The 25,158-nt window shown below is 61.1% G+C and carries 21 protein-coding genes; 14 read left to right on the top strand and 7 right to left on the bottom strand.

Annotation, left to right across the window (positions count from 1 at the left end; genetic code table 11):
* Positions 1–50: 50 nt before the first annotated feature.
* The gene (locus Q0P52_RS07590; RefSeq protein ID WP_293761948.1) at positions 51–1,799 is read left to right on the top strand and encodes a methyl-accepting chemotaxis protein; all 1,749 of its coding nucleotides are present in this window, start codon (positions 51–53) and stop codon (positions 1,797–1,799) included.
* Between the two features lie 228 nt (positions 1,800–2,027).
* Here the strand turns inward: Q0P52_RS07590 and Q0P52_RS07585 are convergent, their stop codons facing one another.
* A complete protein-coding gene (locus Q0P52_RS07585; protein ID WP_293761946.1) occupies positions 2,028–3,122 on the bottom strand; it encodes a polyamine ABC transporter substrate-binding protein in 1,095 nt (364 codons plus the stop codon).
* A gap of 287 nt (positions 3,123–3,409) precedes the next feature.
* The gene (locus Q0P52_RS07580; RefSeq protein ID WP_293761945.1) at positions 3,410–4,909 is read right to left on the bottom strand and encodes an aldehyde dehydrogenase; all 1,500 of its coding nucleotides are present in this window, start codon (positions 4,907–4,909) and stop codon (positions 3,410–3,412) included.
* 144 nt (positions 4,910–5,053) lie between these two features.
* Between Q0P52_RS07580 and Q0P52_RS07575 the strand changes: the two genes are divergently transcribed.
* Entirely contained in the window at positions 5,054–5,839 is a 786-nt protein-coding gene (locus Q0P52_RS07575; protein ID WP_293761943.1) for a helix-turn-helix transcriptional regulator, read from the top strand.
* 41 nt (positions 5,840–5,880) lie between these two features.
* On the opposite strand, the gene Q0P52_RS07570 is transcribed toward Q0P52_RS07575, so the two are convergent.
* From Q0P52_RS07570 to Q0P52_RS07550, 5 genes are all read right to left on the bottom strand, one after another.
* Entirely contained in the window at positions 5,881–6,462 is a 582-nt protein-coding gene (locus tag Q0P52_RS07570; protein WP_293761941.1) for a hypothetical protein, read from the bottom strand.
* 130 nt (positions 6,463–6,592) lie between these two features.
* On the bottom strand, positions 6,593–7,372 hold the full coding sequence (locus Q0P52_RS07565) for a hypothetical protein (RefSeq protein WP_293761939.1): 780 nt from the start codon (positions 7,370–7,372) through the stop codon (positions 6,593–6,595).
* A gap of 100 nt (positions 7,373–7,472) precedes the next feature.
* The gene (locus Q0P52_RS07560) at positions 7,473–8,036 is read right to left on the bottom strand and encodes a hypothetical protein (protein WP_293761937.1); all 564 of its coding nucleotides are present in this window, start codon (positions 8,034–8,036) and stop codon (positions 7,473–7,475) included.
* A gap of 5 nt (positions 8,037–8,041) precedes the next feature.
* On the bottom strand, positions 8,042–8,593 hold the full coding sequence (locus Q0P52_RS07555; RefSeq protein ID WP_293761935.1) for a C40 family peptidase: 552 nt from the start codon (positions 8,591–8,593) through the stop codon (positions 8,042–8,044).
* Complete coding sequence (locus tag Q0P52_RS07550; RefSeq protein WP_293761933.1) at positions 8,590–10,503, bottom strand: ATP-binding cassette domain-containing protein; 1,914 nt, start codon at positions 10,501–10,503, stop codon at positions 8,590–8,592. The genes Q0P52_RS07555 and Q0P52_RS07550 overlap by 4 nt, the downstream gene beginning before the upstream one ends.
* A gap of 107 nt (positions 10,504–10,610) precedes the next feature.
* Here Q0P52_RS07550 and Q0P52_RS07545 point away from each other — a divergent pair, with 107 nt between their 5' ends.
* The 12 genes from Q0P52_RS07545 to Q0P52_RS07490 all read left to right on the top strand — a co-directional run bounded on the left by Q0P52_RS07545 (position 10,611) and on the right by Q0P52_RS07490 (position 25,098).
* Entirely contained in the window at positions 10,611–10,970 is a 360-nt protein-coding gene (locus tag Q0P52_RS07545; RefSeq protein ID WP_293761931.1) for a hypothetical protein, read from the top strand.
* 19 nt (positions 10,971–10,989) lie between these two features.
* Complete coding sequence (locus Q0P52_RS07540) at positions 10,990–11,442, top strand: protein YgfX (RefSeq protein ID WP_293761929.1); 453 nt, start codon at positions 10,990–10,992, stop codon at positions 11,440–11,442.
* 2 nt (positions 11,443–11,444) lie between these two features.
* Positions 11,445–12,710, top strand: coding sequence for a bifunctional tetrahydrofolate synthase/dihydrofolate synthase (folC, locus tag Q0P52_RS07535; protein WP_293761927.1), 1,266 nt, complete (start codon positions 11,445–11,447; stop codon positions 12,708–12,710).
* Between the two features lie 7 nt (positions 12,711–12,717).
* The gene (locus Q0P52_RS07530) at positions 12,718–13,617 is read left to right on the top strand and encodes an SPOR domain-containing protein (RefSeq protein ID WP_293761925.1); all 900 of its coding nucleotides are present in this window, start codon (positions 12,718–12,720) and stop codon (positions 13,615–13,617) included.
* A 7-nt stretch (positions 13,618–13,624) separates the two neighbouring features.
* A complete protein-coding gene (locus tag Q0P52_RS07525; RefSeq protein WP_293761923.1) occupies positions 13,625–14,143 on the top strand; it encodes a CvpA family protein in 519 nt (172 codons plus the stop codon).
* Between the two features lie 84 nt (positions 14,144–14,227).
* Positions 14,228–15,763 (top strand): amidophosphoribosyltransferase, encoded by a 1,536-nt coding sequence (gene purF, locus Q0P52_RS07520; protein WP_293761922.1) that lies wholly within the window; start codon positions 14,228–14,230, stop codon positions 15,761–15,763.
* A gap of 203 nt (positions 15,764–15,966) precedes the next feature.
* Positions 15,967–17,151: an O-succinylhomoserine sulfhydrylase gene (locus Q0P52_RS07515; protein WP_293761920.1), complete on the top strand. Its 1,185-nt coding sequence runs from the start codon at positions 15,967–15,969 to the stop codon at positions 17,149–17,151.
* Between the two features lie 205 nt (positions 17,152–17,356).
* Positions 17,357–17,998 (top strand): TetR/AcrR family transcriptional regulator, encoded by a 642-nt coding sequence (locus Q0P52_RS07510; protein ID WP_293762139.1) that lies wholly within the window; start codon positions 17,357–17,359, stop codon positions 17,996–17,998.
* A 27-nt stretch (positions 17,999–18,025) separates the two neighbouring features.
* Positions 18,026–20,479 (top strand): acyl-CoA dehydrogenase, encoded by a 2,454-nt coding sequence (locus Q0P52_RS07505; RefSeq protein WP_293761918.1) that lies wholly within the window; start codon positions 18,026–18,028, stop codon positions 20,477–20,479.
* A gap of 105 nt (positions 20,480–20,584) precedes the next feature.
* Positions 20,585–20,962 (top strand): acyl-CoA thioesterase, encoded by a 378-nt coding sequence (locus tag Q0P52_RS07500; RefSeq protein ID WP_293761916.1) that lies wholly within the window; start codon positions 20,585–20,587, stop codon positions 20,960–20,962.
* A 174-nt stretch (positions 20,963–21,136) separates the two neighbouring features.
* Positions 21,137–22,597, top strand: coding sequence for an OmpP1/FadL family transporter (locus Q0P52_RS07495; protein WP_293761914.1), 1,461 nt, complete (start codon positions 21,137–21,139; stop codon positions 22,595–22,597).
* 125 nt (positions 22,598–22,722) lie between these two features.
* Complete coding sequence (locus Q0P52_RS07490; RefSeq protein WP_293761912.1) at positions 22,723–25,098, top strand: 3-hydroxyacyl-CoA dehydrogenase/enoyl-CoA hydratase family protein; 2,376 nt, start codon at positions 22,723–22,725, stop codon at positions 25,096–25,098.
* The last annotated feature ends 60 nt before the right edge of the window (positions 25,099–25,158 follow it).

Genomic DNA, 25,158 nt, shown 5'->3' with positions numbered 1-25,158 from the left:
ATGTTTTTTCAAGAGTTGCCTATGCTGGTAAAAATACCTAGGAGAAATACATGCTTAGCCAGCGCAACGCCTCCAGCATCGCCATTGCCATTCAGGTATTGATCGCAGCAACGCTCATTGTGCTGGTATACCTCTTCGTTCACATGCGGCAAGCCTCGGCGGAGCTGGACGAGGCGGCCGACAATCGCTATCACTCCTATCTGCTGGCAAGCGAGCTGCGTCAAAGCTCGGATGACCTGACCCGGTTGGGGCGCACTTATGTGGTCACCGGCGACCCTTCATACGAGCAGCAGTACAACGCCATTCTCGATATCCGCAACGGCAAGGCCCCGCGTCCTCAGGAGTACAACCGCATCTACTGGGACTTTGTCGCGGCCGGGCAGGCAAAGCCAAGGCCGGACGGGGAGACGGTGCCGTTGCAAGAGCTGATGAAAAAAAGCGGTTTTACCGATGAAGAGTTCGCCAAGCTGAAAGAAGCGCAAGCCAACTCCGACGGCCTGGTACAAATGGAAGTGCGCGCCATGAACGCCGTGAAAGGCAAGTTTGCCGATGCCCAGGGCAATTACACGGTTGCCGGCCCGGCCGATATGGAGCTGGCGCGCAAGCTGGTGCACAGCAAGGAATACCATCAGTTCAAAGCCCAGATCATGAAGCCTATCGACGACTTCTTCGTGCTTTTGGACAAGCGCACCGCCGAGACGCAGCAAACCGCTCGTCACAGCCTGGGGATGGCCCAGAACATGTTCATGGCAAGCATGGTGGCCCTGATCGCTGAAATCCTGTTGCTGATCTGGGTTGGAAAACAGCAAACCAGAATGCAATTGGGTGGGAGCGTAGGCGATATCGGTCATGTGCTGCAGGAGATCGCGGCCGGCAATCTGGCCATTACCGTGCCCGATGCGCCTGAAGACAGCGCGCTGGCGCACGTCAAGGTCATGCACGCGCGCCTCAAGCAGCTTGTCAGCGAGGTGCGCGACAGCGCCGCGTCGCTGGTGGACAACATCGGCGCCATCAACGATATGACTCAGCACGTGTTTCGCGGCACCGAGCAAGTGAACTCGGCGGTTGGCGGCAACGCAGCCACCGTCGAGCAAATTACCGTCAGCATCAATCACATTGCGGACAACTCGGTGGACGCAGGCAACATCATTCACAAGACGGACGAACTCACCTTGGCGGGCTCCACCGCCGTGGAACAGGTAGCCAGCGAGATAGGCAACTTGTCGCAAACCATGAGCAATCTCGGCAAGACCATGTCCGCGCTGGGCACCAGCTCGCGCGACATCACCGTCACCGTCAATGAGATCAAGGACATTGCCGACCAAACCAATCTGCTGGCCTTGAATGCGGCCATCGAGGCGGCGCGGGCGGGAGAGCAGGGCCGGGGTTTTGCGGTGGTCGCCGATGAAGTGCGCAAGCTGGCTGAGCGTACGGCAACCGCCACGCTGGAAATCACCAAGATGACGCAAGGCATCCAGTCACAAACCATGGGTGCCGAGGACGACATGAGAAAAGCCTGTGAGACGGTAGAGGAAAGCGTCAGGCTGGCAGGGTCCGCGGCGGCAAGCATTGGCGATGTGCGTCAGCAGATGCAGGTGGCGGTTGCCGCGATCAAGGAAATCGGCGCCGCCACCAGAGAGCAGTCCACCGCTGTCAACGGCATGGCCCAGTCCATCGAGCAAATCAGCACCTTGACCAATCAAACCTCCGAGACGGTGAAGGATGCGGCGACGACGGTGGAGCAGCTGAATGATCGGGCGGCAACACTGAATACCTTGGTTCGCCGCTTTCAAACCTGAACCCATGGTTGGCCGAAGGCAATGCAAAAGCCCGCAGACGGTTGTCTTGCGGGCTTTTCTGTTTGCAGGATCAGAGGGCGCCTTCCGCCGCGCTGAGGCAGTGAATGGGTTGGCGCGGAGAGGGCCGGGCAAGTGCGCGGCCAACCCCGGCGCCACTCGTATGGCTGCCGCGCGCAGGCGCGCCCCATGTTGCTGGAGGCGATTCGCTATGGGCGTCGGGAAGCGCCTTCAGCGGCCGCTTTTCAATTGCGTCCACAAGCGGTTTTGCAAGCGCAGGATGTCGTTGGGCAGCGGTTTGAGCAAGAACAGCGTCTGCATCACCTGAGCGGGCGGGTAGATGCCGGGGTCGCGCGCTATCTGAGGGTTTACATACTTTTGCGCGCCGATGTTGGGCGTGGGATAGAACACCTTGTTGGTGATGCCCGCGCTGACCTCCGGGTCCAGGATGTGGTTGATCCACTTCAGGGCGGCGTCCGGATTGGGCGCGTCTTTGGGAATCGCCATCATGTCGATGGATACCGGCGCGCCCTGTTTCGGCAGGCTGTAGGCAATCTGGTAGGGCTTACCGGCGTCGGCGGCGCGGCGCTTGGCGATGCCCACATCGCCGGACCAGCCCACGGCGAAGCAGACGTCGCCGTTGGCCAGGTCATTGATGTAGCCCGAGGAGTTGAACTGGGTGATGTAGGGGCGAATTTTTTTCAGCGTTTCCAGCGCGGCCTGATAGTCGGCCGGGTTGCGGCTGTTGGGGTCGCGGCCCAGATAGTGCAGGGTGATGGCGAAGATGTCCGGCGCCTGATCCAGCACCGACACGCCGCAGCCTTTCAGTTTTGACAGGTACTGGGGGTTGAACAGCAGCTCCCAGCTGTCCAGCGGGGCGTCCTTGCCCAGCACGGTTTTGACCTTGTTCACATTCATGCCCATGCCGTCGGTCAGCCAGGCATAGGGCACGCCGTATTTGTTGCCGGGGTCGGCGGAGGCCGCCAGTTTCATGACTTGCGGGTCCAGGTATTTCAGATTGGGCAGGGCGGCCTTGTTCAGCGGCAGATAGATGCCGGCTTCGGCCTGCCGGCCCAGGTAGTTGGAGGTGGGTACGACGATGTCGTAGCCGGCCTTGCCGGTCAGCAGCTTGGCCTGCAGGGTGTCGTCGCTGTCGTAGACGTCGTATTTCACCTTGATGCCGTACTTCTGGGTGAAGGACGACACGGTGGTTTCGCCGATGTAGTCCGACCAGTTGTACACGCGCAGTTCGGCAGCCTGGGCGCCGAGGCCGCAACACAGTAGCGAGGCGGCCAGCAGGCGGCGGGTATGAAGGGGGCGATGCATGGGATGCTCCTTTTTCAGTGGTGGGAACCGCCGCAGGTCAGGAGGGCCGCGCGGCGGGAAAAACTGAGTCAAAGGGCAGGGACCGGCTGTTATGTTGGCCGAAGCCGTCGAGGGCTTCGGTCCATGTTGCGCGCCGCTCGTCTGGCAGGGCCTGGCGAGGGCGGCAGCGCAGGCGGCGCTTGGGGCCGCTGACAAAACGTCGCAGAAACTCTGAACCCAGGCTTGCCGACGCCGGCGTCGCCCGACGTGCGACAAGGCGGCGCAAGGCAGGAGCAGGGAGGCGGGCGTCAGCGCCGCAGCTGAATCCAGGTGGTTTTCAACTGGGTGAACTTGTCCAGCGCGTGCAGCGACAGGTCGCGGCCAAAGCCGGACTGTTTCATGCCGCCGAAGGGCACCGCCGGGTCCAGCGCGTCCACGGTATTGACCGACACGGTGCCGGCCCGCAGCGCGCGCGCCACGCGGTGGATGCGGTTCACATCGTCGCTCCATACCGAGGCGGCCAGGCCGTACTGGCTGTCGTTGGCCATGGCGATGGCTTCTTCCTCGCTGTCGAAGGGCAGCACGCACAGCACCGGGCCGAAGATTTCCTCGCGCACGATGGTCATGTCCGGCCGCATCTCGCTGAAAATGGTGGGCGGAATGTAGCAGTCGCCGCCGTCGAGTTGCAGGCGTTCGCCGCCGCACAGCAAGCGGCCGCCCTCCGCCTTGCCGGTCTCGATGTAGCGCAGCACGCGCTCGGTCTGGCGGGCGTCCACCAGGCAGCCGGCGCGGCTGTCCGGGTGCAAGGGGTTGCCCGGTTGCCAGGCTGCGGCGGCGCTCAGCAGCTTGTCGAGAAAACGGGGCAGGATGGCGCGCTCAACCAGCAAGCGCGAGTTGGCCGAACACACCTGCCCCTGATTGAAGAAGATGCCGAAGGCGGCGCGTTGCGCGGCCAGCTCCAGATCGCCGCAGTCGGCAAACACCAGATTGGCGCTCTTGCCGCCGCATTCCAGCCACACCTGCTTCATGTTGGATTCGCCGGCATAGCGCAAGAAATGCTTGCCCACCTCGGTGGAGCCGGTAAAGGTAAGGCAATCGATGTCCGGGTGGCGGCCCAAGGCCGCGCCCACTTCCTCGCCGTAGCCCGGCAGCACATTGAACACGCCGTCGGGTAGGCCGGCGGCAGTGGCCAGTTCGGCCAACCTCAGGGCGGACAGGGGCGATTGCTCGGCGGGCTTCAGGATGACGCTATTGCCCGCGGCCAGGGCCGGGGCCAGCTTCCATACCGCCATGTCCAGCGGGAAATTCCACGGCACCACCGCCGCTACCACGCCCACCGGCTCGCGGGTAATCAGCGCCAGCGCGTCTTGCCCGGTGGGGGCTACTTGTTCGTAGAGCTTGTCGATGGCTTCGGCATACCAGCGCAGCACAGCTACCGAGCCGGGCACGTCGATCTGGCTGGCGTCGCTGATCGGCTTGCCCATGTCCAGGCAGTCCAGCAAGGCCAGTTCGTCGGCGTGCTCTTCCATCAGCGACGCCAGCCGCAGCAGCACCGCCTTGCGTTCGCGCGGCGGCAAGCCGGCCCAGTCGCCATTGTTGAAAGCCTGACGGGCGGAACGCGCTGCCAATTCCACCTCCGCCGCGCCGCAGCGGGCCACCTCGGCCAGCACCCGGCCCGTAGCCGGATTGATGGTGGGGAAGGTGCGGCCATCCGCGGCGTCCGCCCGGCGGCCGTGAATGAATGCCTGTCCGCGCGCTTGCAGCGCATCGGCCTTGGCCTGCCAGAATGCGGCGTCCTTGCTGCTCATGTTTTGCTCCCTGTGTGTGGCGTCGCCAGGGGCTGTCTTTACCCCCTGCGGCTTTCAACTGATACTAGGGATGGGCCGCAAGGCGTCATATCACACCAATTGGTTACCCCCATGGCGGCAGGTAACCCCAGCGGGGGAGCAGAGATGTTGATACCGGTGACGGAGCTGGCGTTTCACCAGCGTCTGGGCAGATTGATGGCGGCTTTGCCTGCCGGGGAGTTCTGGCCGGAACTGGCGCGCTTTCTGGGCGAAGCGGCCGCTTTTGATACTTGGGTCGCCATGCTGTTTCACCCGGGGCGCAGCCCCACCGTGCTGGCCGACCGCGCTGTCAATTACACCGCCAAGGATCTGTTTGCCGATTACCGCAAAAGTCTTTATCTGCTGGACCCGTTCTATGTGTTCTGTCAGCAGCCGGCGGCGGCCGGCGTTTATCGGGTGGATGAGGTGGCGCCGGAACACTTTCGCGAAACGGAATACTTCCGCTGCTATTTCTCGCGCAATGTGGTGGAAGACGAGGTGCAACTGTTGGCGCCGCTGGGCAACGGCGATGTGTTGTCCTTTTCCATGGGCAGCCGCAAACGCTTCAGCGCCGAGGAAATCGGCGCCATCTTGCTGTATTTTCCCTGGATCAAGCAGTTGATGACGCTGGCCGCGCCGGCAGCCCGGCCAGACCCGGCCGAGGCGGGCGCCGAGCGCGAGCAGAAAGTGCGCGAACAACTGCGCCTGAAAGGCAGCACCCCGCTGACCGACCGCGAGCTGGACGTGGCGCTGCTCATCCTGGCCGGTCACCCCGCCAAGAATATTGCCCGCCAGCTCAATATCTCGCATGAAACCGTCAAGGCGCACCGGCGCAATCTCTACGCCAAGCTCAATGTCACCGCCCAGGCCGGGCTGTTCTTGCTGATGCTGGAAATCAATCAGGCGGGGTAGTTCATCCGCAAAAAGGGCGAGGCTGCTGGCCCCGTTGTGTGTTAATTCGCACTGGCTTTCTGCACCAGTACCGGCACGATGGTGCTGATGACGCCTTCCAGTTTCAGCGTTTCGCCGGCGAAATACTTTTGCTGGCGCATGCGCGCGATATCGGCGTCGCTGACTGCTGCGTCGCTCTTCTGGCCGCTGAGCGCGCTGCCCAGCGTGACGATGTTTTCCAGTAAGTCCTTGTCGGCGCGGGACAGATCCAGCCGCACCAGATACACATCGTCCACCGTCAGGCCACATTCCGCTTTCACATTGCGCAACTGGCTGCCTTCTTCCACGAAGGGGGTCAGCATCAGCGCGCCGACGCCAGCCAGCTGCTTGGCCGGAATGATCTGGGCTTTGAGCGGCTCCTTGCCTTCGAAATGGTCGCGGAACAGGCGGTCGCGGTCAGTGCTGGCGGGCTGGCTGAAGCTCCAGCCGCTCTTGTCCTGGCGCACGCTGAGCACCGTTTCTTGTTTGCCGCGACTGAAGGTGTGCTGGAAGTTGCCGGCGAGGTCGGCAAGGCAGGCTTTGTCGTCGGCGTGGGCCAGCGCGGAGGCCAGCGCGAGGCCGGCGATGAGCAGGGCGTTTTTCATGATTGGCATTCCTGGTTGGGATGACGATGTATTGAGTCTGCGGCAAGGCGGTGTCAGGGCAAAGCCTGCGCGGTAGTCGGCCTTCGGCCAACCTTGGCTGCGGCGCCTTGCCGTCCTGCGCGTCTGAGGGTCAGGCCTGCGCCTCGGCCGGGCGGCTTGTCTTGGCTTGCGGCGCAGCCTTCTCGGGGCGCGGCAGGTTCTCCAGCAGGCGAAGATTGCGCTCGATCTTGATGGTGATGGAGAGGAAGACAATCAGCAGAAACGCGCCAAACGCGGCGGCAGCGTAATAGAGGCTCATCTGGCTTTCTGCTTTCTCACCCAGATATTTCTGCTGCGCTTCGGCATTCTTGGCCTCCACGGTTTCAATCTGGCCGTTGAAGCGTTCTTTGTAGCCATCCAGCACTTTGTCCACCACCCGGAACGGCTCCTCGGGGGAGGCGGTCTTGAGGACGGCGGGCGAACTCAGCGTTTGTTCCAGCGTCTCGGCCAGGCCTTTGACGTATGCGGCTTCGTAGTGTGGGTCCTTGAGATCGGCGCTTTGCTCTTTCAGCACCGAGACCAGCGGTTCGCGGTCGGCGGAAATCTGGCCATGGGAGGCTTTTTCGCCAAAGCGGATGATGGCGTCCGCGCCGCGGCGGTAGTAGGCCGTCAACGGGTCCGCGCCGGGTTTGCCCTGGGGGGCGGCTTCGTTGTCGGCGGTGGAGGCGGCTGCCGGCGCGGGGCTGGTGGCGAGGGAGATCATTTCCTGCGCGGTGACTTTGGGTTCCACTCGTACCGGGGCAGGCTCGCTCTTCATCAGATGGAGGGCGTCGATGCCAAACCAGACGACGGCCACCAGCATCAGGCCGGCAACGGCCAGCACCACAAAGCGCAGGATGGCGAGATAGGCGTTTTCAAGAATTTGCAGCATGATTATCCAATCAAAAAGTCATTTCACGTGCCGCTTTGCTATGCAAATGGCGTGGACATTTTATTCAGATTGGGTGGCGTGGGGAAGCGACAGCGGCGAGTCAGGTTTTTGCGAAGCGCAGGCGCAGCCAGCCGGGAGAGGTTTCCAAGGTGCGTACTTGCCAGCGCTCGCCAAGCGCGCGGCCAAACAGCGGGTAGTCCAGCCACTCTTTGACTGCGGGCAGGGCGTCCAGCCCTATGGTGGCGATGCCGTCTTCCAGCTTGAGCCAGTCCAGCGGTGCTGCCAGCTGGCGCAGCAAGCGGTCGCCCATGCCGCCGCTGAGCGCGGTCAACACCAAGCCGCCAATGGCCCGGCGCAGCAGGGATGGAGAGGCCGCTTCGCCGTCTACATGGTAGGCAAGACGCAGCTGGCGTTGAGCCCAGTCGGGCGGCAGGAAATCCAGGTGCAGGGTAAGCCGGGCGGCCAGGGGCTGCTTCAGGACGAGGTGCAAGGTGCTGTCGCGGCTGAGCAAGGACAGCGCGGCCACTTCCATGGCCTCGCTGTCCAGCGCCTGTTTGAGTTGGCCGAAGAGCAGGGACTCCGGCAAGGAGATACCGTCGCGATGCAGGTGCGGACGTTGTCGCCAATAGCGAACCAGCCGGCCTGCGGTGTCGCTTCTGGTCATGGCGCTCAGGAGAACAGGGTGCGCGCGCCCTCGTAGCGGGCGGAGAAATAGCTGTTGTCCAGCCGGTCCACGCGTATGGTGCTGTTGGTGCGCGGCGCATGGACGAACTTGCTGTCGCCGATGTAGATGCCCATGTGGGAGAAGGAGCGGTTCATGGTGTTGAAGAACACCAAGTCCCCCACCTGCATCTGACTGTTGCTGACGGGACGGGCCAGACCGGCGATCTGCGCAGCGTTGTGGGGCAACTTCACGCCAACGGCGTTCTGGTAGATATAACTGACCATGCCGCTGCAATCGAGACCGGCCTCCGGGTTGCCGCCGCCGAATTTGTAGTCGAGGTCCAGCAGACCCAAGGTGTACATGAGGATTTCACGGCCCGCGCCGTCAGCCTTCAGCGCGGACAGGGTTTTGTCCTGAGAAGGGCGGGGTTTGGCGGTCTGCGTCGGCTTTTTGGTGGTGCCGCAGGCTGCCAGCAGCAAGGCGGCGGAGGCCATCAGCGCACCGCGCAGCGCGGCGCGGCGGTTCAGCAGGGCAGTTTCGGGCCGTGTCGGTCTCATTTCAGTCGTGACTCCAGTTCTTCCCAGCGCGCCAGTTTTTCCAGCAGCAATTCATCGATGGCCTCGATGCGTTGTTGCCACTGTACGGCTTCTTTGGGGGTGTTGCGGTAGCAGTCCGGGTCCAGCAGTTTCTGGTTGAGTTCGGCCTGCTCGGTTTCCAGCGCCGCGATATCGTCCGGCAGCGCGGCCAATTCCCGCGTTTCATTATAGGAAAGCTTGTTGCGGGCCGGTTTGGGCTTGTCCTGGCGCGCGGCAACCGGCGCGCTGGCGACGGTTTTGGGCGCGTCGGCAGGCTTCATGGCGGCCATGCGCGCCTTGGTGTCCAGCCAGTCCTGATAGCCGCCCGGGTATTCTTCCAGCCTGCCTTCGCCTTCAAAAGCGATGACCTGGGTAACGACGTTGTCGAGGAAGGCCCGGTCGTGGCTGACCAGGAAAACCGTACCCGAATAGTTGGCAATCACCTCTTCCAGAAGTTCCAGGGTGTCGATGTCCAGGTCGTTGGTAGGTTCGTCCAGCACCAGCACGTTGGCGGGGCGGGTGAACAGCCGGGCCAGCAGCAGGCGGTTGCGTTCGCCGCCGGACAGCGAGCGCACCGGGCTGCGGGCGCGCTGCGGCGAAAACAAGAAGTCTTCCAGATAGCTCATCACGTGTTTACGCACGCCGCCGATTTCGACAAAGTCGTTGCCCTGGCTGATGATGTCGGCCACGCTGGTTTCTTCGTCCAGTTGTTCGCGGAACTGGTCGAAGTAGGCGATTTCCAGCTTGGTGCCTTGCTTTACCACGCCGCTGTCGGGCTCCAGCTGACCGAGAATGAGCTTGAGCAGGGTGGTCTTGCCGGCGCCGTTGGGGCCGATCAGGCCGATCTTGTCGCCGCGCAGGATGCGGGTGGTGAAGTCGCGAATCAGCGTCTTGCCGTCATAGCCCTTGCTGACGTGTTCCAGCTCGGCCACCAGTTTGCCGGAGCGTTCGCCCGCATCCAGCTGGAAGTTCACCTGGCCCACGCGTTCGCGGCGGGCGGAGCGTTCGCGGCGGATGGCCTCCAGCCGGCGCACGCGGCCTTCGTTGCGGGTGCGGCGCGCCTCGATGCCTTTGCGAATCCACACTTCTTCCTGCGCGTGGAATTTATCGAAAATGCGGTTTTGCTCTTCTTCAATGGCGATTTCTTCCGCCTTGCGCACCTGATAGGCGGAAAAACTGCCCGGATAGCTGCGCAGCAGGCCGCGATCCAGCTCCACGATGCGGTTGGCGGTGTTGTCGAGAAAGCGCCGGTCGTGGGTGATCAGCAGCACGCTGCCGCTGAAGCTCTTGAGCAGGCCTTCCAGCCATTCGATGGCGGATACGTCCAGATGGTTGGTGGGTTCGTCCAGCAGCAGCACGTCCGGCTTGGCGGCCAGCGCGCGAGCCAGCGCCACGCGTTTTTTCCAGCCGCCGGACAGGTCGGCGATGAGGGTGTCCGGATTCAGCCCCAGATGGGACAGGGTGGTGGTGATCAAGGCATCAAACTGCCAGCCGCCCTGGGCCTCCAGCTGGTGCTGGATGGTTTCCATGCGGGCCAGCAAGTCGTCGGCGTTGGCCGAAGCCTGGGTCAGTTGATGGGTAAGGCGGTGGTAGTCGCTCAGCAGGGCCTTGAGTTCGCCCAGGCCCTCGGCCACAGCGTCGAAGACGGTTTGCCCTTCGGCAAACTCGGGCTCTTGCGGCACATAGGCCACTTTGACGTCGCCCTTGGTGTTGACGCGACCGTCATCCAGCGCCACCGTGCCGGCAATGCTTTTCAGCAGCGAGGACTTGCCCGCGCCGTTGCGGCCGATCAGGCCGACCACTTCGCCTGTGTCCAGCGAAAAATCCACATTGTCCAGCAGGGCGTGGTGACCGAAGGCGAGACAAGCCTTCTCGACGGAAATAAGAGCCATGGCGCATCTTGTAATAATCGGAAACGGTCGCCATTGTAGCATGCACGTGTGCGACGCTTTTCCCGCTGGGGTACAATGCGCGCCAATTCTGCTTTGAAAGGAAAACCATGTATTTCGTTGATCGCGCCGTGGCCGTCGTCAAGCCCAAGCAACCTTTTCTGGACTGGCTGAACGCCGTGCCGGGCAACGAGGACATGGTGGATCTGTCGCTGGACAGCCTGCGCAGCGATTGCACCGTGATCCTGCTGCCGGAATTCAATCAGCCGGAAGAAGCGGTAGCCCATATCGACGAGATCTACGAACAGCTGTTCAAGATGGAAGTGGCCAGCTGGTTTGACGATGAGGCGGTCTGGCCGGCCGACATGTCGCTGAAAACCTTCTGGGAATGGTTCGACGTGGAAATCCACTCCACGGTGATCGACAGCGTGGAAGGCGACATCACCAATATGCCGGCTCACGATCTGTGATCATGGGTTTGAACCGCCAATGAGCGTATCCGGTCGTCGCCTGCCGCCTTTCCGGGTGGTCTTGCGCCCGTCCCGGCTGGGCCCCGCGCTGACTTGGGGCTGCGCCGTCGCTGCTGTCTTGCTTTGCCTGCTGTATTTGCCAGTCGTCCATTGGTGGGCCTGCTTGCCGGCCATGTTGGGGGCGCTGCGCTGCCAGCGCGCGCTACCCCGGGCGGGCAGCCTGCAGGTGGAGCTGGACGGCAGAATGTTTGCCGAAGAGGGCGGCCGGCGGCTGGAGCTGACGCTGTCGCCAGACAGCTTTGTCATGCCCTGGCTGACGGTGGTCAACGCGGTTGCCGATGGTCGGCGTCGCAGTTGGGTCTTGCTGCCGGACAGCGCCAATGCCGACAGCCTGCGCAAACTGCGCGTTTATCTTTCCTGGTTCCACAGCGCGCGCGATCTGCATCGCGATGCGCCCCTAACAGACTCCTGAGCATGCAACGCACCACACTGGACGACTGGCTGCACTGGCTGGAAAACCTGCACTTCACCACTATAGACATGGGCCTGGAGCGCGTCGGCAAAGTGCGCGACGCCATGGCCCTGCGGCCAAGCTTCCCGGTCATCACCGTCGCCGGCACCAACGGCAAGGGCTCGGTCTGCGCCATGCTGTCCACCATGCTGCAGCGCGCTGGGTTCAAGGTGGGCACCTACACCTCGCCGCACATCCTGCGCTACAACGAGCGGGTGGCGATCAACCTCGCCCCGGTGGGCGACGAACGCATTATGCGCAGCTTTGCCGCCATCGACGCCGCGCGCGGCGATGTCTCGCTGACCTATTTTGAGTTTGGCACGCTCGGCGCCATGCACGCTTTCATGGAAGAGCGGGTAGACGTGGCCATCATGGAAGTGGGCTTGGGCGGCCGCCTGGATGCCGTCAACCTGTTTGATCCGGACGTGGCCGTGGTGGTGAGCGTGGATATCGACCACGCCGCCATTCTGGGCGACAACCGAGAAGATATTGGTTTCGAGAAAGCCGGCATCTACCGCGCCGGCAAACCCGCCATCTGCGCCGACCCCAATCCGCCGGCCCGCCTGCTGGCGCATGCAACCGCCATCGGTGCGGAATTGAAGCTGGTGGGACGCGACTACAACTACAGCCGCATGGATAACCAGTGGTCGTTCAGCATGGGCGATTCGCGTCGGCACGCTTTGCCCATGCCGGCCCTGCGTGGCGGCTACCAGTTGGGCAACGCCGCTGCCGCGCTGGCAGCGCTCGAGTGCCTGCGCGAGCGTTTGCCGGTAGGCATCGGCGCGGTGAAACAGGGTTTGGTGGAGGTGGATTGGCCAGGCCGTTTCCAGGTGCTGCCCGGCCGTCCGGTAGTGGTGCTGGACGTGGGACACAACCCGCACGCGGTCAAGGCCATGACGGCCAGCCTGCGCCAGCTGCCGTTTGCCGAAAACCGCATTGCCGTGTTTTCCATGCTGGCGGACAAGGATCTTGAAGCCGTGGTGGAACTGGCGCGTGATGAGTTCGACCAATGGCATGTGGGCGGACTGGACATGCCGCGTGGCCAGAGCGGCGAAGTCATCGCCGAACGTCTCAAGGCGATGGGGCTGCAGCAGGTGCATGCGCACAAAACCATGGCCGACGCATGGCGGTCCGCCTTATCCGCGGCGGGCGAGAATGATAGAATCACTGTTTTCGGGTCGTTTCACACCGTGGCCGAGGTCATGGAAGCCCGACAGCGCAAACATTGAGGACTGAATGGCACTTTCCGCACACGACGAACTGATACTGCTTCGCAAACGGGCGCGCCGCCGGCTGGTGGGCGCCATCGTGCTGGTCAGCGTATCCACCGGCGTGCTGTGGAACGTGGTGGGCCACCTGCCGGATCAGCAAATGAAGCCGGAGTCGGTGGAAATCGTCAGCGAGTCCTCTGGTCCCTTGCCCGATACGGCGTTGCCGCCGGTCGGCAACGCTTCCGCGCCCGCTGCCAAGGCAGGCGCATCCGCGCCCAAGGCGACCGAGGCTTCCGCGCCTGCCGTTGCCGCCGGCACGCAGTTGCCGGCTTCGCTGGCGACGGTTGAGCCGGAAGACAAGCCCAAGCCGGTTGTGGCGGCCCCCGTGGTGGGCGCTGTGGCTGGTGTCGCCGCCGGCGCCGCGGTCGCCCAGACCGTGAAACCGAACAAGCCTGCTGAGCCGCCCGCGGAGCCGGTGAAGAAGCCGGAGCCGAAAAAAACCGCCAGCAAGCCTGCCGAGCACGCGCCCGCGAAGCCCGCCAAAACGGAAAAACCAGCAGTCGCCGAACCGGCCAAACCGCACAAGCAGCCTGATCCGGCCGCCATTCTTGAGGGCCGCTTCGACGGCGCGGACGCCGCGCCGACGCCGAAGAAAAATACGGCGAACAAGCCGGAAAAAGTGGATAATGCCGCCAGCGGCAAACCGGTGATCCAGCTTGCGGCCCTGTCCGATCCGGCCAAGGCCGACGCTTTGAAGGCCAAGCTGTCGTCGATTGGCGTTTCCGCGCACTTCAGCAAGGTGCAAACCAGCAAGGGCGAAGTCACCCGCGTGCGGGTGGGGCCTTTTGCCAGCCGCGCCGAAGCCGAAGCCGCCCTGCAGAAGCTGTCCCATGCCGGCGTGTCGGGCATCATCGTCAACAAATAAGGCCTGAATGACCGCTTTCGACTATATCGTCATCGCGATCATCGCCGGCTCGGTGCTGGTGGCGCTGATCCGTGGGCTGGTGGCCGAGGTGTTGTCGCTTGGCTCCTGGCTGCTGGCTTTCTGGTGCGCCAAAGAGTTCGCGCCCAGCGTGTCGGCCTTCATGCCGGCCTCCGTGCCCTCCGAGGGCTTGAGGTTGGTGGCGTCTTTTGTGGCGCTGTTTTTCCTGGCTTGGCTGGCAACGGCCTTGCTGCGCATTACGCTGACCAGTCTTTTGGACTCGACCGGGCTGGGTGGTGTAAACCGATTTTTGGGCGCCGTGTTCGGTCTGGCCAGAGGGCTGGTACTGGTTACGGCGCTGGTGCTGATTGGCGGGTTGAGCGACCTTCCCCGCCAGCCGATGTGGAGGAATGCGGTATTGGCCGCTCCATTCGAAACACTGGCCTTGTCATTGAGGCCATGGTTGCCGGCCATGATGGCCGATCACCTGAATTACACCGGACAGGCGGAAACAGGCGGAATATCTTGATATCTTCACTTCAAGATTTCCGCCTTTTTTCATGGCTGGACGGTTTGCGTTGAAACCTGGGTAGTTGGGAAGAGAGAGTAGAGCATGTGTGGAATTCTAGGCGTGGTAGGGCAGACCCCCGTCAACCAGTTGCTGTATGACGGCCTGCAGGTACTGCAGCATCGCGGTCAGGATGCCGCCGGTATCGTTACCGCCAGTGGCAAGACCTTTCATATGCACAAGGGCAGCGGCATGGTGCGCGACGTTTTCCGCACCCGAAACATGCGCTCGCTGATGGGCAACGCCGGCATTGCGCATGTGCGTTACCCCACCGCCGGTTCGGCCTCCAGCCTGGCCGAGGCACAGCCTTTCTATGTGAACTCGCCGTTCGGCATCGTACTGGCCCACAACGGCAACCTCACCAACACCGAAGAGTTGAAGGCCGACATGTTCCGTCATGATCTGCGCCACATCAACACCAACTCGGACTCCGAAGTGCTGCTGAACGTGTTCGCCCATGAAATCGCCACTCGGGTAAAAGGCTTCGAGTTGAGCGAGGACGCGGTATTCGGCGCAGTCGAGGCCGTTCATCGCCGCGTGCGCGGCGCCTATGCCGTGGTGGCTCTCATCGCCGGCTACGGTCTGGTGGCTTTCCGCGACCCCAACGGTATTCGTCCTTTGGTGATCGGCACCAGCGAAGCCAGCGGCAAGACCGAATATATGTTTGCTTCCGAGTCGGTGGCGCTCGATTGCTCCGGCTTCTCCATCCTGCGCGACGTGCAGCCGGGCGAGGGCGTGTTTGTCACCTTCGACGGCCAGTTTCATGCACGCAGCTGTTCGGCCAACGCCCGTCACGCGCCTTGCCTGTTTGAATACGTGTACTTTGCCCGTCCTGATTCCGTCATTGACGGCGCATCGGTTTATCAGGCCCGTATCGTGATGGGTGAAAAGCTGGCGGACAAGGTGCGCCGCGTGCTGCCGGCGATCGACATTGACGTCGTGATGCCGATTCCTGACACCAGCCGCCCCAGCGCGCTGCAACTGGCCAATCACCTTGGCCTGCCGTACCGCGAAGGTTTCATCAAGAACCGTTATATCGGTCGCACCTTCATCATGCCGGGCCAGGCCGTGCGCAAGAAGTCCGTGCGGCAGAAACTCAATCCGGTGGCTTGCGAATTCAAGGATCGCAACGTACTGCTGGTGGACGACTCCATAGTGCGCGGCACCACCTCCAAGGAAATCGTGCAGATGGCGCGCGATGCCGGCGCACGCAAGGTGTACTTTGCGTCGGCCGCGCCGGCCGTGCGTTTCCCCAATGTGTACGGCATCGACATGCCGACCCGCGCTGAATTGTTGGCAACCGGTCGCACCGAGGAGGATATCGCGCGTGAAATCGGCGCAGATGCGGTGATCTATCAGGATTTGGACTCGCTGAAAGAAGCGGTGCATTCGGTGAATCCGGAGCTGAATCACTTCGAAACCTCTTGTTTCAACGGCGAATACATCACCGGCGATATTGATGACGCGTATCTGGACGCTATCGAGAATGCCCGTCAGGAAAGCAAGGGCGGCAAGGAAGAGCCCACCAGTTCGCAGATGATCGACCTTAATCTGAATGTGGCCGAGCAGAATCTGATCTGATGTTTCAAGGCTGCCCCGCTGGCGGCTTTTGCAAACAGGAAACCGGCCTTGCGGGCCGGTTTTTTCATATCTTCGGCAAACGTTGCCGGATGTCGCGATGCTTATGACAGACTGTGATTTAAAAAAAGTGCCGCGATCAGGCAATATAGACGGCATTGCCGCAAGCATGCCGCTTGGCGGCCCGCACAATAACGAGAGTCATCATGTCAGTTGAAACCAACATCCCCGAATTGCACCCGGAAACACTGGCCATTCGCGCCGGGCGGGAAACCAGCGAATATCGCGAACACAGCCAGAGTCTGCATCTTACCTCCAGCTTTACTTACGAGTCCGCCGAGCAAGCGGCCGCCATGTTTCTTGGCGAGATCGAAGGCTATACCTACTCCCGTTTCACCAATCCTACGGTCACCGCTTTTCAGCAGCGCCTGGCTGTCATGGAGGGGGCCGAGCGCGCCATTGCCACATCCAGCGGCATGGCCGCCATTCAGGCCACCATGCTCACCTTGCTGAAGGCGGGCGATCATATCGTGTCGTCGCAAAGCCTGTTTGGTTCCACCACCAATCTGTTCTCCGGTTTGCTGGCAAAGTTCGGCGTGGAAACCTCCTTTGTCGACGCTACCGATCTGGCGGCCTGGCAGGCGGCGGTGAAGCCCAATACCAAGGTGTTTTTCCTGGAAACACCCTCCAACCCGCTGACTGAAGTGGCCGATATCGCCGCCGTGGCGGATATCGCCCACGCGCATGGGGCCCTGCTGGTGGTGGACAACTGTTTCTGTTCGCCGGCCTTGCAGCAGCCCATCAAGCTGGGCGCGGACCTCGTGGTGCATTCCGCTACCAAGTACCTGGATGGTCATGGTCGCGTGCTGGGCGGTGCGGTGGTTGGCGGCGATGCGCTGATCGAGCAGGTATACCTGCATGTGCGCACGGCGGGTCCGACGCTGGCCCCGTTCAACGCCTGGGTGTTGCTGTCGGGCCTGGAGACCCTGCATTTGCGCATGGAGAAGCAATCCACCAATGCCTTGGAGTTGGCCAAGTGGCTGGAGGCGCATCCCGCGGTAGAAAAAGTGTTTTACCCCGGGCTGCCCAGCCATCCGCAGCACGAACTGGCCCTGCGTCAGCAAAAGAGCGGCGGCGCGGTGGTGTCTTTCGTCGTGAAGGGCGGTCGCGCGGCGGCCTGGAAGGTGGTGGATGGCGTGCAGGTGATTTCTCGCACAGCCAATCTGGGCGATGTAAAGAGCACCATCACTCACCCGGCTTCCACCACGCATGCCCGCGTTGCGCCGGAAGTGCGGCTGAAAGCGGGCATCGAGGAAGGTCTGATTCGCGTGGCAGTGGGGCTGGAATATGCCGGTGATCTGAAAACCGATCTGGCGCGCGGATTGAGCTGATTTTTCATACCTGCGTTTCAATCAAACGAGCGGCAGTCTACACTAGGACTGCCGCTGTTTTTTTGGCAGGCAAGGGGATCGGTCAGAACAACGCCACGAATTTCTTGACACTGATCAAATTAAAACGTAAGTTTGAAACGCTTGTTCGAAAGCTGAGATGGACAAGGCAAAACACTCTGCAAATACAAAAAAGGCACAGGAGATCATGGAGGCAAGCCGCCCGGATACCGCCACCCGCATTTTGGACGTTTCCGAGCGATTGTTCGTGGAGCACGGCTTTGAGGCCACGTCTCTGCGCATGATTACCCAGCAGGCTGAAGTCAACCTGGCCGCGGTGAATTATCACTTCGGTTCCAAGGATGCGCTGTTCGAGGCCGTGTTCATGAGAAGACTGGCGCCGTTGATCGGTTCCTGTCTGAGTGAACTGGACGAGCTGGAGGCAAAAGAGGAGAAGCTGTCGGTGGAGGGGCTGGTCATGACGTTCATTCGTCCATGTCTGGCCTTGTCCAAGGATCCTGCGAGGGGCGGGGCCCTGTTTGTCAGACTTCTCTCGCGCACACTGGTGGAAAACCACCGGCTGCTGCGCGAAACCATCTCCCAGCAGTACAGCGTGTTTGTGCAGCGCTACACCACCGCTTTTCACCGGGCTTTGCCAGAACTGGAAGCGGAAGAGTTGGCCTGGAGGATGCACTTCGCGTTCAGTGTCATGTTCAACGCCTTTGCCGGCAACGACGTGCTGAAGATTTTCATGCGCAGCCAGATCGTTTCGGCCCGGGACCCGGACATGATTGTGAAACACCTCGTGCCGTTTGTGGTTGCCGGGTTGCTCTCGCCTATCGAAAGCTAAGCAGGGTCAACACGAGGGTAAATCACAATGATAGCTGCTGTTCTTCTGATCGTGCTCGTCGGCGCGCTGGCTTACCACCGCGCGCCGGTGCTGGCATGGACTGTCGTTCTGGCTGCATGGCTTGCCGGCCTGCAGTTTGGTCTGGGTTGCGTCGTTCCCGTGGCGGTATGGGCGGTGTTCGCGGCGCTGGCGCTGGTGTTGAATGTGCCTGTTCTGCGCCGCGGGGTTTTCACCGGTCCGGTCTTCACCATTTTCAAACGCATTACGCCCGCCATGTCGCAAACAGAGCAGGAAGCCATCAATGCCGGCACTGTCTGGTGGGATCGCGATCTGTTTTCCGGCAAGCCTGACTGGAATCGCCTGCTGTCCTTCCCCGACCCCAAGCTGTCGGCTGAAGAGCAGGCTTTCCTGGATGGTCCCACCGAGCAGCTTTGCTCGATGATCGACGACTGGAAGATCACGCACGAACTGAAAGACCTGCCGCCGGAAGTGTGGCAGTTCATCAAGGACAACGGCTTCCTTGGCATGATCGTCAAAAAGAAGTACGGCGGTCTGGAGTTCTCCAACTACGCGCACGCCAAGGTGGTCACCAAGATCGCCACCCGCGGCGGCTCCGCTGCGGTCTCCGTGATGGTGCCGAACTCGCTCGGTCCGGGCGAGTTGCTGCAGCACTACGGCACGGAAGCGCAAAAAGACTACTATCTGCCGCGCCTGGCCAAAGGCTTGGAAGTGCCGTGTTTTGCGTTGACCAGCCCGTACGCCGGCTCAGACGCTGGCAGCATCCCTGACTTCGGCGTGGTGTGCCGCGGTTCCTATACCGACCCGCGCACCGGCCAACACCATGAAAACGTGCTGGGTGTGCGCGTAAGCTGGGAAAAGCGCTGGATCACGCTGGCGCCTGTAGCCACCATTCTCGGTCTGGCCTTCAAGATGTACGACCCGGATCGCCTGCTGGGCGACAAGGAAGACATCGGGATCACTTGTGCGCTGGTACCGACCGAGCACGAAGGCGTCGCCATTGGTCGTCGCCACTTCCCGGGCGGCTCCGCTTTCATGAACGGCCCGACCTGGGGCTCGGAAGTCTTCATTCCGCTCGAATGGATCATCGGTGGTCGCGAGTATGCCGGCCAGGGCTGGCGCATGCTCGTAGAATGCTTGTCTGTGGGGCGTTGTATTTCGCTGCCGGCCATGTCCGTGGCCTGCGGCAAGGTGACCACCTGGACTACTGGCGCTTATGCGCGCATTCGCGACCAGTTCGGTCTGCCTATCGGCAAGTTCGAGGGTGTGGACGAGGCCATGGCGCGCATCGGTGGTTACACCTACCAGATGGAAGCCTCGCAGGATCTGGCATTGACCGGTTTGGACATGGGCGAAAAACCGTCGGTGCTGTCTGCCGTGCTGAAGTATCACAACACCGAGCGCATGCGTAAAACCATCAATGACGCCATGGACATTCACGGCGGCAAGGCCGTGGTGCTTGGCCCGCGCAATTATCTGGCGCGCGCTTATCAGTCCATCCCGATCGGTATTACGGTTGAAGGCGCCAATATCCTGACGCGCTCCATGATCATCTATGGTCAGGGCGCCATCCGTTGTCATCCTTTCGTGCTGCGCGAAATGAAGGCCGCCATGGCCAATGATGGTGCTGAGTTCGATCAGGCCATCACCGGTCACATCAACTTCGTCGTCAGCAATGTATTCCGCGCCCTGTGGCTGGGTTTGACCGGTGCAGCCTTTGCCGGCGCCCCGCGTGGTGGCGAGACCGCTCGCTATTACAAGCAGCTGACCCGTTTCTCCAGTGCTTTCGCCTTGCTGTCCGATATGGCGATGTTCAGCCTGGGGGGCTCGTTGAAGTTCCGCGAAAAACTGTCTGCCCGTCTGGGCGACATGTTGTCCAACCTTTACATCGCCTCGGCCAGCCTCAAGCGTTTCGAGCGTGACGGCGCACCCAAGGAGGATGTGGCTGTGATGCGCTGGGCGGTGGAAGATGCCCTCTATCACCTGCAGCACGCCATGGATGGTTTCTTGGCCAACCTGCCCAGCCGCGGCCTGGCTTGGGTGCTGCGCAAAGTGATCTTCCCGTGGGGTTTGACGCTGAAGCCGGCGTCCGACCGCATCGGCACTAAGGTAGCGCGCGCCATGATGGAGCCGGGCGGCATGCGTGACCGCTTGACGCGCGGCATGTATGTGCCGCAAGACGAGCGCGATGCGGTTGGCGTGCTGGGGCACGCGCTGGATGCGATTTTGGCCACCGAAGGCGTGGAGCAGAAGCTGCGCAAACTGGCGCGAGATGGTCAGTTCGCTGCCATCACCGCGCGCGACAGGTTGGCCGAAGCGCTGTCCAAGGGCTTGATTACCCAGGCGGAATTTGACGCAGTCACCCGCGCCCGCAAGCTGAAGCGCGATGTGATCATGGTGGACGACTTCGACATGAAGCTGGAAAAGCATGATGAGGGTCTGCTGGAACGCTTGATCTTCTAAGATCAATGCGATGAATGTCCGGGTGCCGTTCAGGCATCCGGCGTTCAGACAAGCGGCTTGTGATGAGGCTTTTTGTCTGAACGCATGTTCGAGAGGAGTGCGCACATGAATGCTGGTGAACACAGAATGCCCACCTTGCGAGTGCGGGCCTTGCCTACGGCGACCAATGCTTATGGTCGCGTGCAGGCCGGCTGGTTGATGGGGCAGATCGATCTGGCTGGAAGCCTGGATGCGGAGCGATTGTCGCGCGGACAGGTAACCACCGTGGCGGTCAATGCGTTTCAGTTTGCCGCACCGATCCTGCTGGGCGACGTGGTCAATTTGTATGTGGAAAGACTGCGAGTGGGCCAGAAATCCGTGACGCTGAAGATCGTTGTCGAGGCGGAAAGACTGGCGGGAGAGGTGGTTTTCATCACGGAAGTCATTGCCACTTTTGTGGCTATTGATGATGATGGAAGATCGCGTATTTTAGGCGAAAATTGAAGAATTTCAGATGGTTGTTGCGAAAATGAAGTGTGAAACAACCGTTTGGAACAAGTGCTCGGATTTTAGTGGACAAGCTCTAATTCTCTGGTAGTATCCAAAATGAACCGTATCCGATACGGGTCATATAAAAGCGACTAGGACTACATACAGATATACGCAGAGAGGGATAACATGAAACTCAAGCACCTGAGCTTGTCCGTGATGATCATGGGGAGCGCCGCCGGCCTGTACGCTACCGGCGCGATGGCTTCCGGCTACCACTTCGGTTCCCAGAGCGTTTCCGCGCAGGGCACCGCCTTCGCCAATGGCGCTGAAGCCAATGACGCCAGCACCATCTTCTATAACCCGGCCGGTATGAGCCGCCTGCAAGGCAACAACTTCTCCGGCGGCCTGACCGTGGTGATTCCGGATTCGGAGTACACCGACAAGGGTTCCAAGCATGTCACCGGCGCTGCCACTGGCGGCAATAATGGCGGCAGTTTCGCGCCCTCCAGCGTGGTGGCACCCTCTCTGTATGCTACTCATCAGGTAAACGATAAGGTTACCGTGGGCTTGGGTATTTTCGTACCGTTCGGTGCCAAACTGGACTACGACTCCACCTGGGCCGGCCGCTACGCGCTGCAAAGCATCTCCTTGGAAACGCTGAACTTCAATCCTTCCGTCGCCTTCAAGCTGGATGAGCGGAACTCGGTTGGCGTGGGTGTTTCTGCTCAGTACATGAAAGCCAAACTGTCCAAAGCCGTTGATACGGCGGGTGGTCTGGGCCTGCTGCAGTCCGCAGCTGCTCATGGCAGCGTTGCTGCACAGCAGCAGTTGGCCGCCATGCAGCGTCAATTGCTCGCGCTGGGCATGACGCCGACCCAGATCCAGAACGCCCTGGCTGCGGTGCAAGATGGCAAGGCTTCGCTGGAGGCTGATGGTTGGGGTTACGGTTTCAACTTGGGCTATATGTTCCAGCTGGATGAAAACACCCGCTTCGGCTTGGCGTATCGCTCGAATATCCATCACAAGCTGACCGGCAGTGCTACCTGGGACTTCTCCGGTTCCAGCTATGATCCGCGCGTCGCTGCTCTGGTCGGCGCCGCTTCCGGTCATAAAAATTCTGATGGTTCCGTCACTGTGGATACGCCGGAATCCATTTCGGCCAACGCTTTCCACAAGCTCAACGACAAGATCGACCTGATGGCGGACCTGACCTGGACCCGTCACTCCCGCATGGACAGTATCGACATCAAGTTCGATGGTACGACCGAGGGCGATCTGGTTATCAAGCAGAAATGGCGCGATACCTACAAGCTGTCCCTGGGCATGAACTACCACTACAACGATGCCTTGACACTGCGTACCGGTGTGGCTTACGACCAGTCTCCGGTGGATAACGATAATCTGCGTCATCCGGCTCTGCCTGATAGCGACCGCTACTGGCTGTCCTTTGGCGCCAACTACAAGCTGAACAAGCAGTCCTCCATCGATTTTGCGTACTCCTACGTGTTCTTCAAGAACGCCGATATCAAGTACACCGATGGTTGCAACCCGCTGGCCACCACTTGCACCGGCAATGGTGAAACTACGGTGGGCAGCTACAAGACCAACCTGCAGTTTGTTGGTCTGCAGTACAACTACAGCTTCTAATCCGGTCTGACTGGGCAAGAGGCGTGGTGAAGCCAGCGGCGGCCTAGAGCCGCCGCTGGACTGAAGCAAGACGGGCGAGAGGGGTCCGTCTCATGATTGGTGAGTTTCAACATAACGAGGAAACCATGTCTCAAACCAAGTTCATCGTACGCAAGGTGGCCGTGCTCGGCGCCGGCGTGATGGGTGCCCAGATCGCTGCGCATCTGGTCAACGCCAAGGTGCCGACCGTGCTGTTCGACCTGCCGGCCAAAGAAGGCGACAAGAACGGCATCGTACTGAAAGCCGTTGAAGGCCTGAAAAAACTCAAGCCGTCCCCGTTGTCCAACAAGGACGCCGTCAATTACATCCAGCCCGCCAACTATGAAGATCACCTGCATCTGCTGAAAGATTGCGATCTGGTGATCGAGGCCATTGCCGAGCGCATGGACTGGAAGGCAGACTTGTACCACAAAGTGGCGCCCCATCTGGGCGAACACACCATTTTCGCCACCAACACCTCCGGCCTGTCGATCAACAAGTTGGCCGAAAGCTGCCCGGATAGCGTCCGTCCGCGTTTCTGCGGTGTGCACTTCTTCAATCCGCCGCGCTACATGCATCTGGTGGAAATCATCCCGTGTCTGACTTCCGATGCCGGCATTCTGGATAATCTGGAACGTTTCTTGGTAACCACGCTTGGCAAGGGTGTAGTGCGGGCCAAGGACACCCCCAACTTTGTGGCGAACCGCATTGGCGTTTTCTCCATGCTGGCTACCATCGCCAATGCCGAGAAGTTTGGCATTCGCTTTGATATCGTTGATGACCTGACCGGCCCCCGTCTGGGGCGTCCGAAATCCGCCACCTTCCGCACCGCCGACGTGGTAGGCCTCGACACCTTCGCCCATGTGGTCAAAACCATGGACGACACGCTGCCTGCGGACCCGTGGCACGGCTTGTTCAAGTCGCCGGAGTGGCTGCAGAAGCTGATCGCAGCCGGCGCACTGGGCGCCAAGACCAAGGTGGGTATTTACAAAAAAGAAGGCAAGCAGATGTTTGTCTTCGACCCGGCCAAGGGCGAATACGTAGGGGGCGGTCAGAAGGGCGACGACGGCGTCAAGGAAATCCTCAAGATCGCCAATCCAGCTGAAAAATTCAAAAAACTGCGCGAGAGCGAGCATCCGCAGGCACAGTTCCTCTGGGCTTGCTTCCGCGATGTTTTCCATTACATCGGCTATCACCTTGCCGATATCGCCAACTGCGCTCGTGACGTCGATTTCGCCATTCGCTGGGGCTTCGGCTGGTCGGTAGGACCTTTTGAAACCTGGCAGGCTGCCGGCTGGCAGCAAGTCGCCAAGTGGATCGAGGAAGACATCGAGTCTGGCAAGTCCTTGTCCTCCGCCGAATTGCCGGCGTGGGCGCTGGCTGCTGATCGCGCAGGCGTGCATTTCGCCGAAGGCTCTTACAGCGCCGCCGAGCAGACGCTGATAGGCCGTTCCACTCTGGATGTGTACCAGCGTCAGCTGGCGCCGGCGCGCGTGCTGGGTGAAGCCGCCCAACAGTTGGGTGAAACCGTATTCGAAAATGAAGGCGTACGCGCCTTTACCACCGGCGACGACGTACTGGTGGTGTCCTTCAAGTCCAAGGCGCATGCCATTGGTCCTGATGTGCTGGATGGCGTGAACAAGGCGATTGATATCGCTGAAGATCGCTTCAAGGGCCTGGTGATCTGGCAGACGGAAGAGCCGTTCTCGGTGGGGGCTGATCTGCAGTCTATGCTGCCGGCTTTCATGGCGGGTGACATGGCCTCCATCGATGCCATGGTTCGCCGTTTCCAGGATACCTCCATGCGCCTGCGCTACAGCCAGGTGCCTACCGTTGCCGCTACGCAAGGCTACGTGTTCGGCGGTGGTTGCGAATTTGCCATGCATTGCGACAAGACGGTTGCCGCGCTGGAATCTTACGTTGGCTTGGTGGAAGTGGGCGTGGGCCTGCTGCCGGGCGGCGGTGGCTGCAAGGAGTTTGCGCTGCGCGCCGCTCAGGAGGCTCGCGGCGATGTGCTGGCCGCGCTGAAGGATTACTTCATGGCTATTGCTACCGCCAAGGTGGCCACCAGCGGTCATGAGGCGCAGGAAATCGGCTTCTTCCGCAAGGGTGATCCGGTCGTGTTCAATGCTTACGAACTACTGTACGTCGCCAAGCAGCAAGCTCTGGCGCTGGCCGAGTCGGGCTATCGTCCGCCGCTGCGCATTAAGGGCTTCCCGGTGGCGGGTCGCGCTGGCGCGGCCTCCATCAAGGGCCAGTTGGTGAATATGCTGGAAGGCAATTTCATCTCCAAGCATGACTTCTTCATCGCTTCGCAAATCGCAGACGTGATGACCGGCGGCGATATCGAAGCCGGGACGCTGGTGAATGAGCAGTGGATTCTCGATCTGGAACGCAAGGCCTTCATGACCTTGTTGCAAAACTCCAAGACTCAGGATCGCATCGTCAATATGCTGACGACCGGCAAGCCGCTGCGCAACTAACCCGACAGAATGCAAGACGGGGCGGCGAGGGCTGTGCCCCCGCCCTGGCAAGGAGATTGA

The sequence above is a fragment of the uncultured Aquitalea sp. genome (assembly GCF_945957525.1).
GTDB lineage: Bacteria > Pseudomonadota > Gammaproteobacteria > Burkholderiales > Chromobacteriaceae > Aquitalea.
This window is presented reverse-complemented; position numbering and strand designations above follow the sequence as displayed.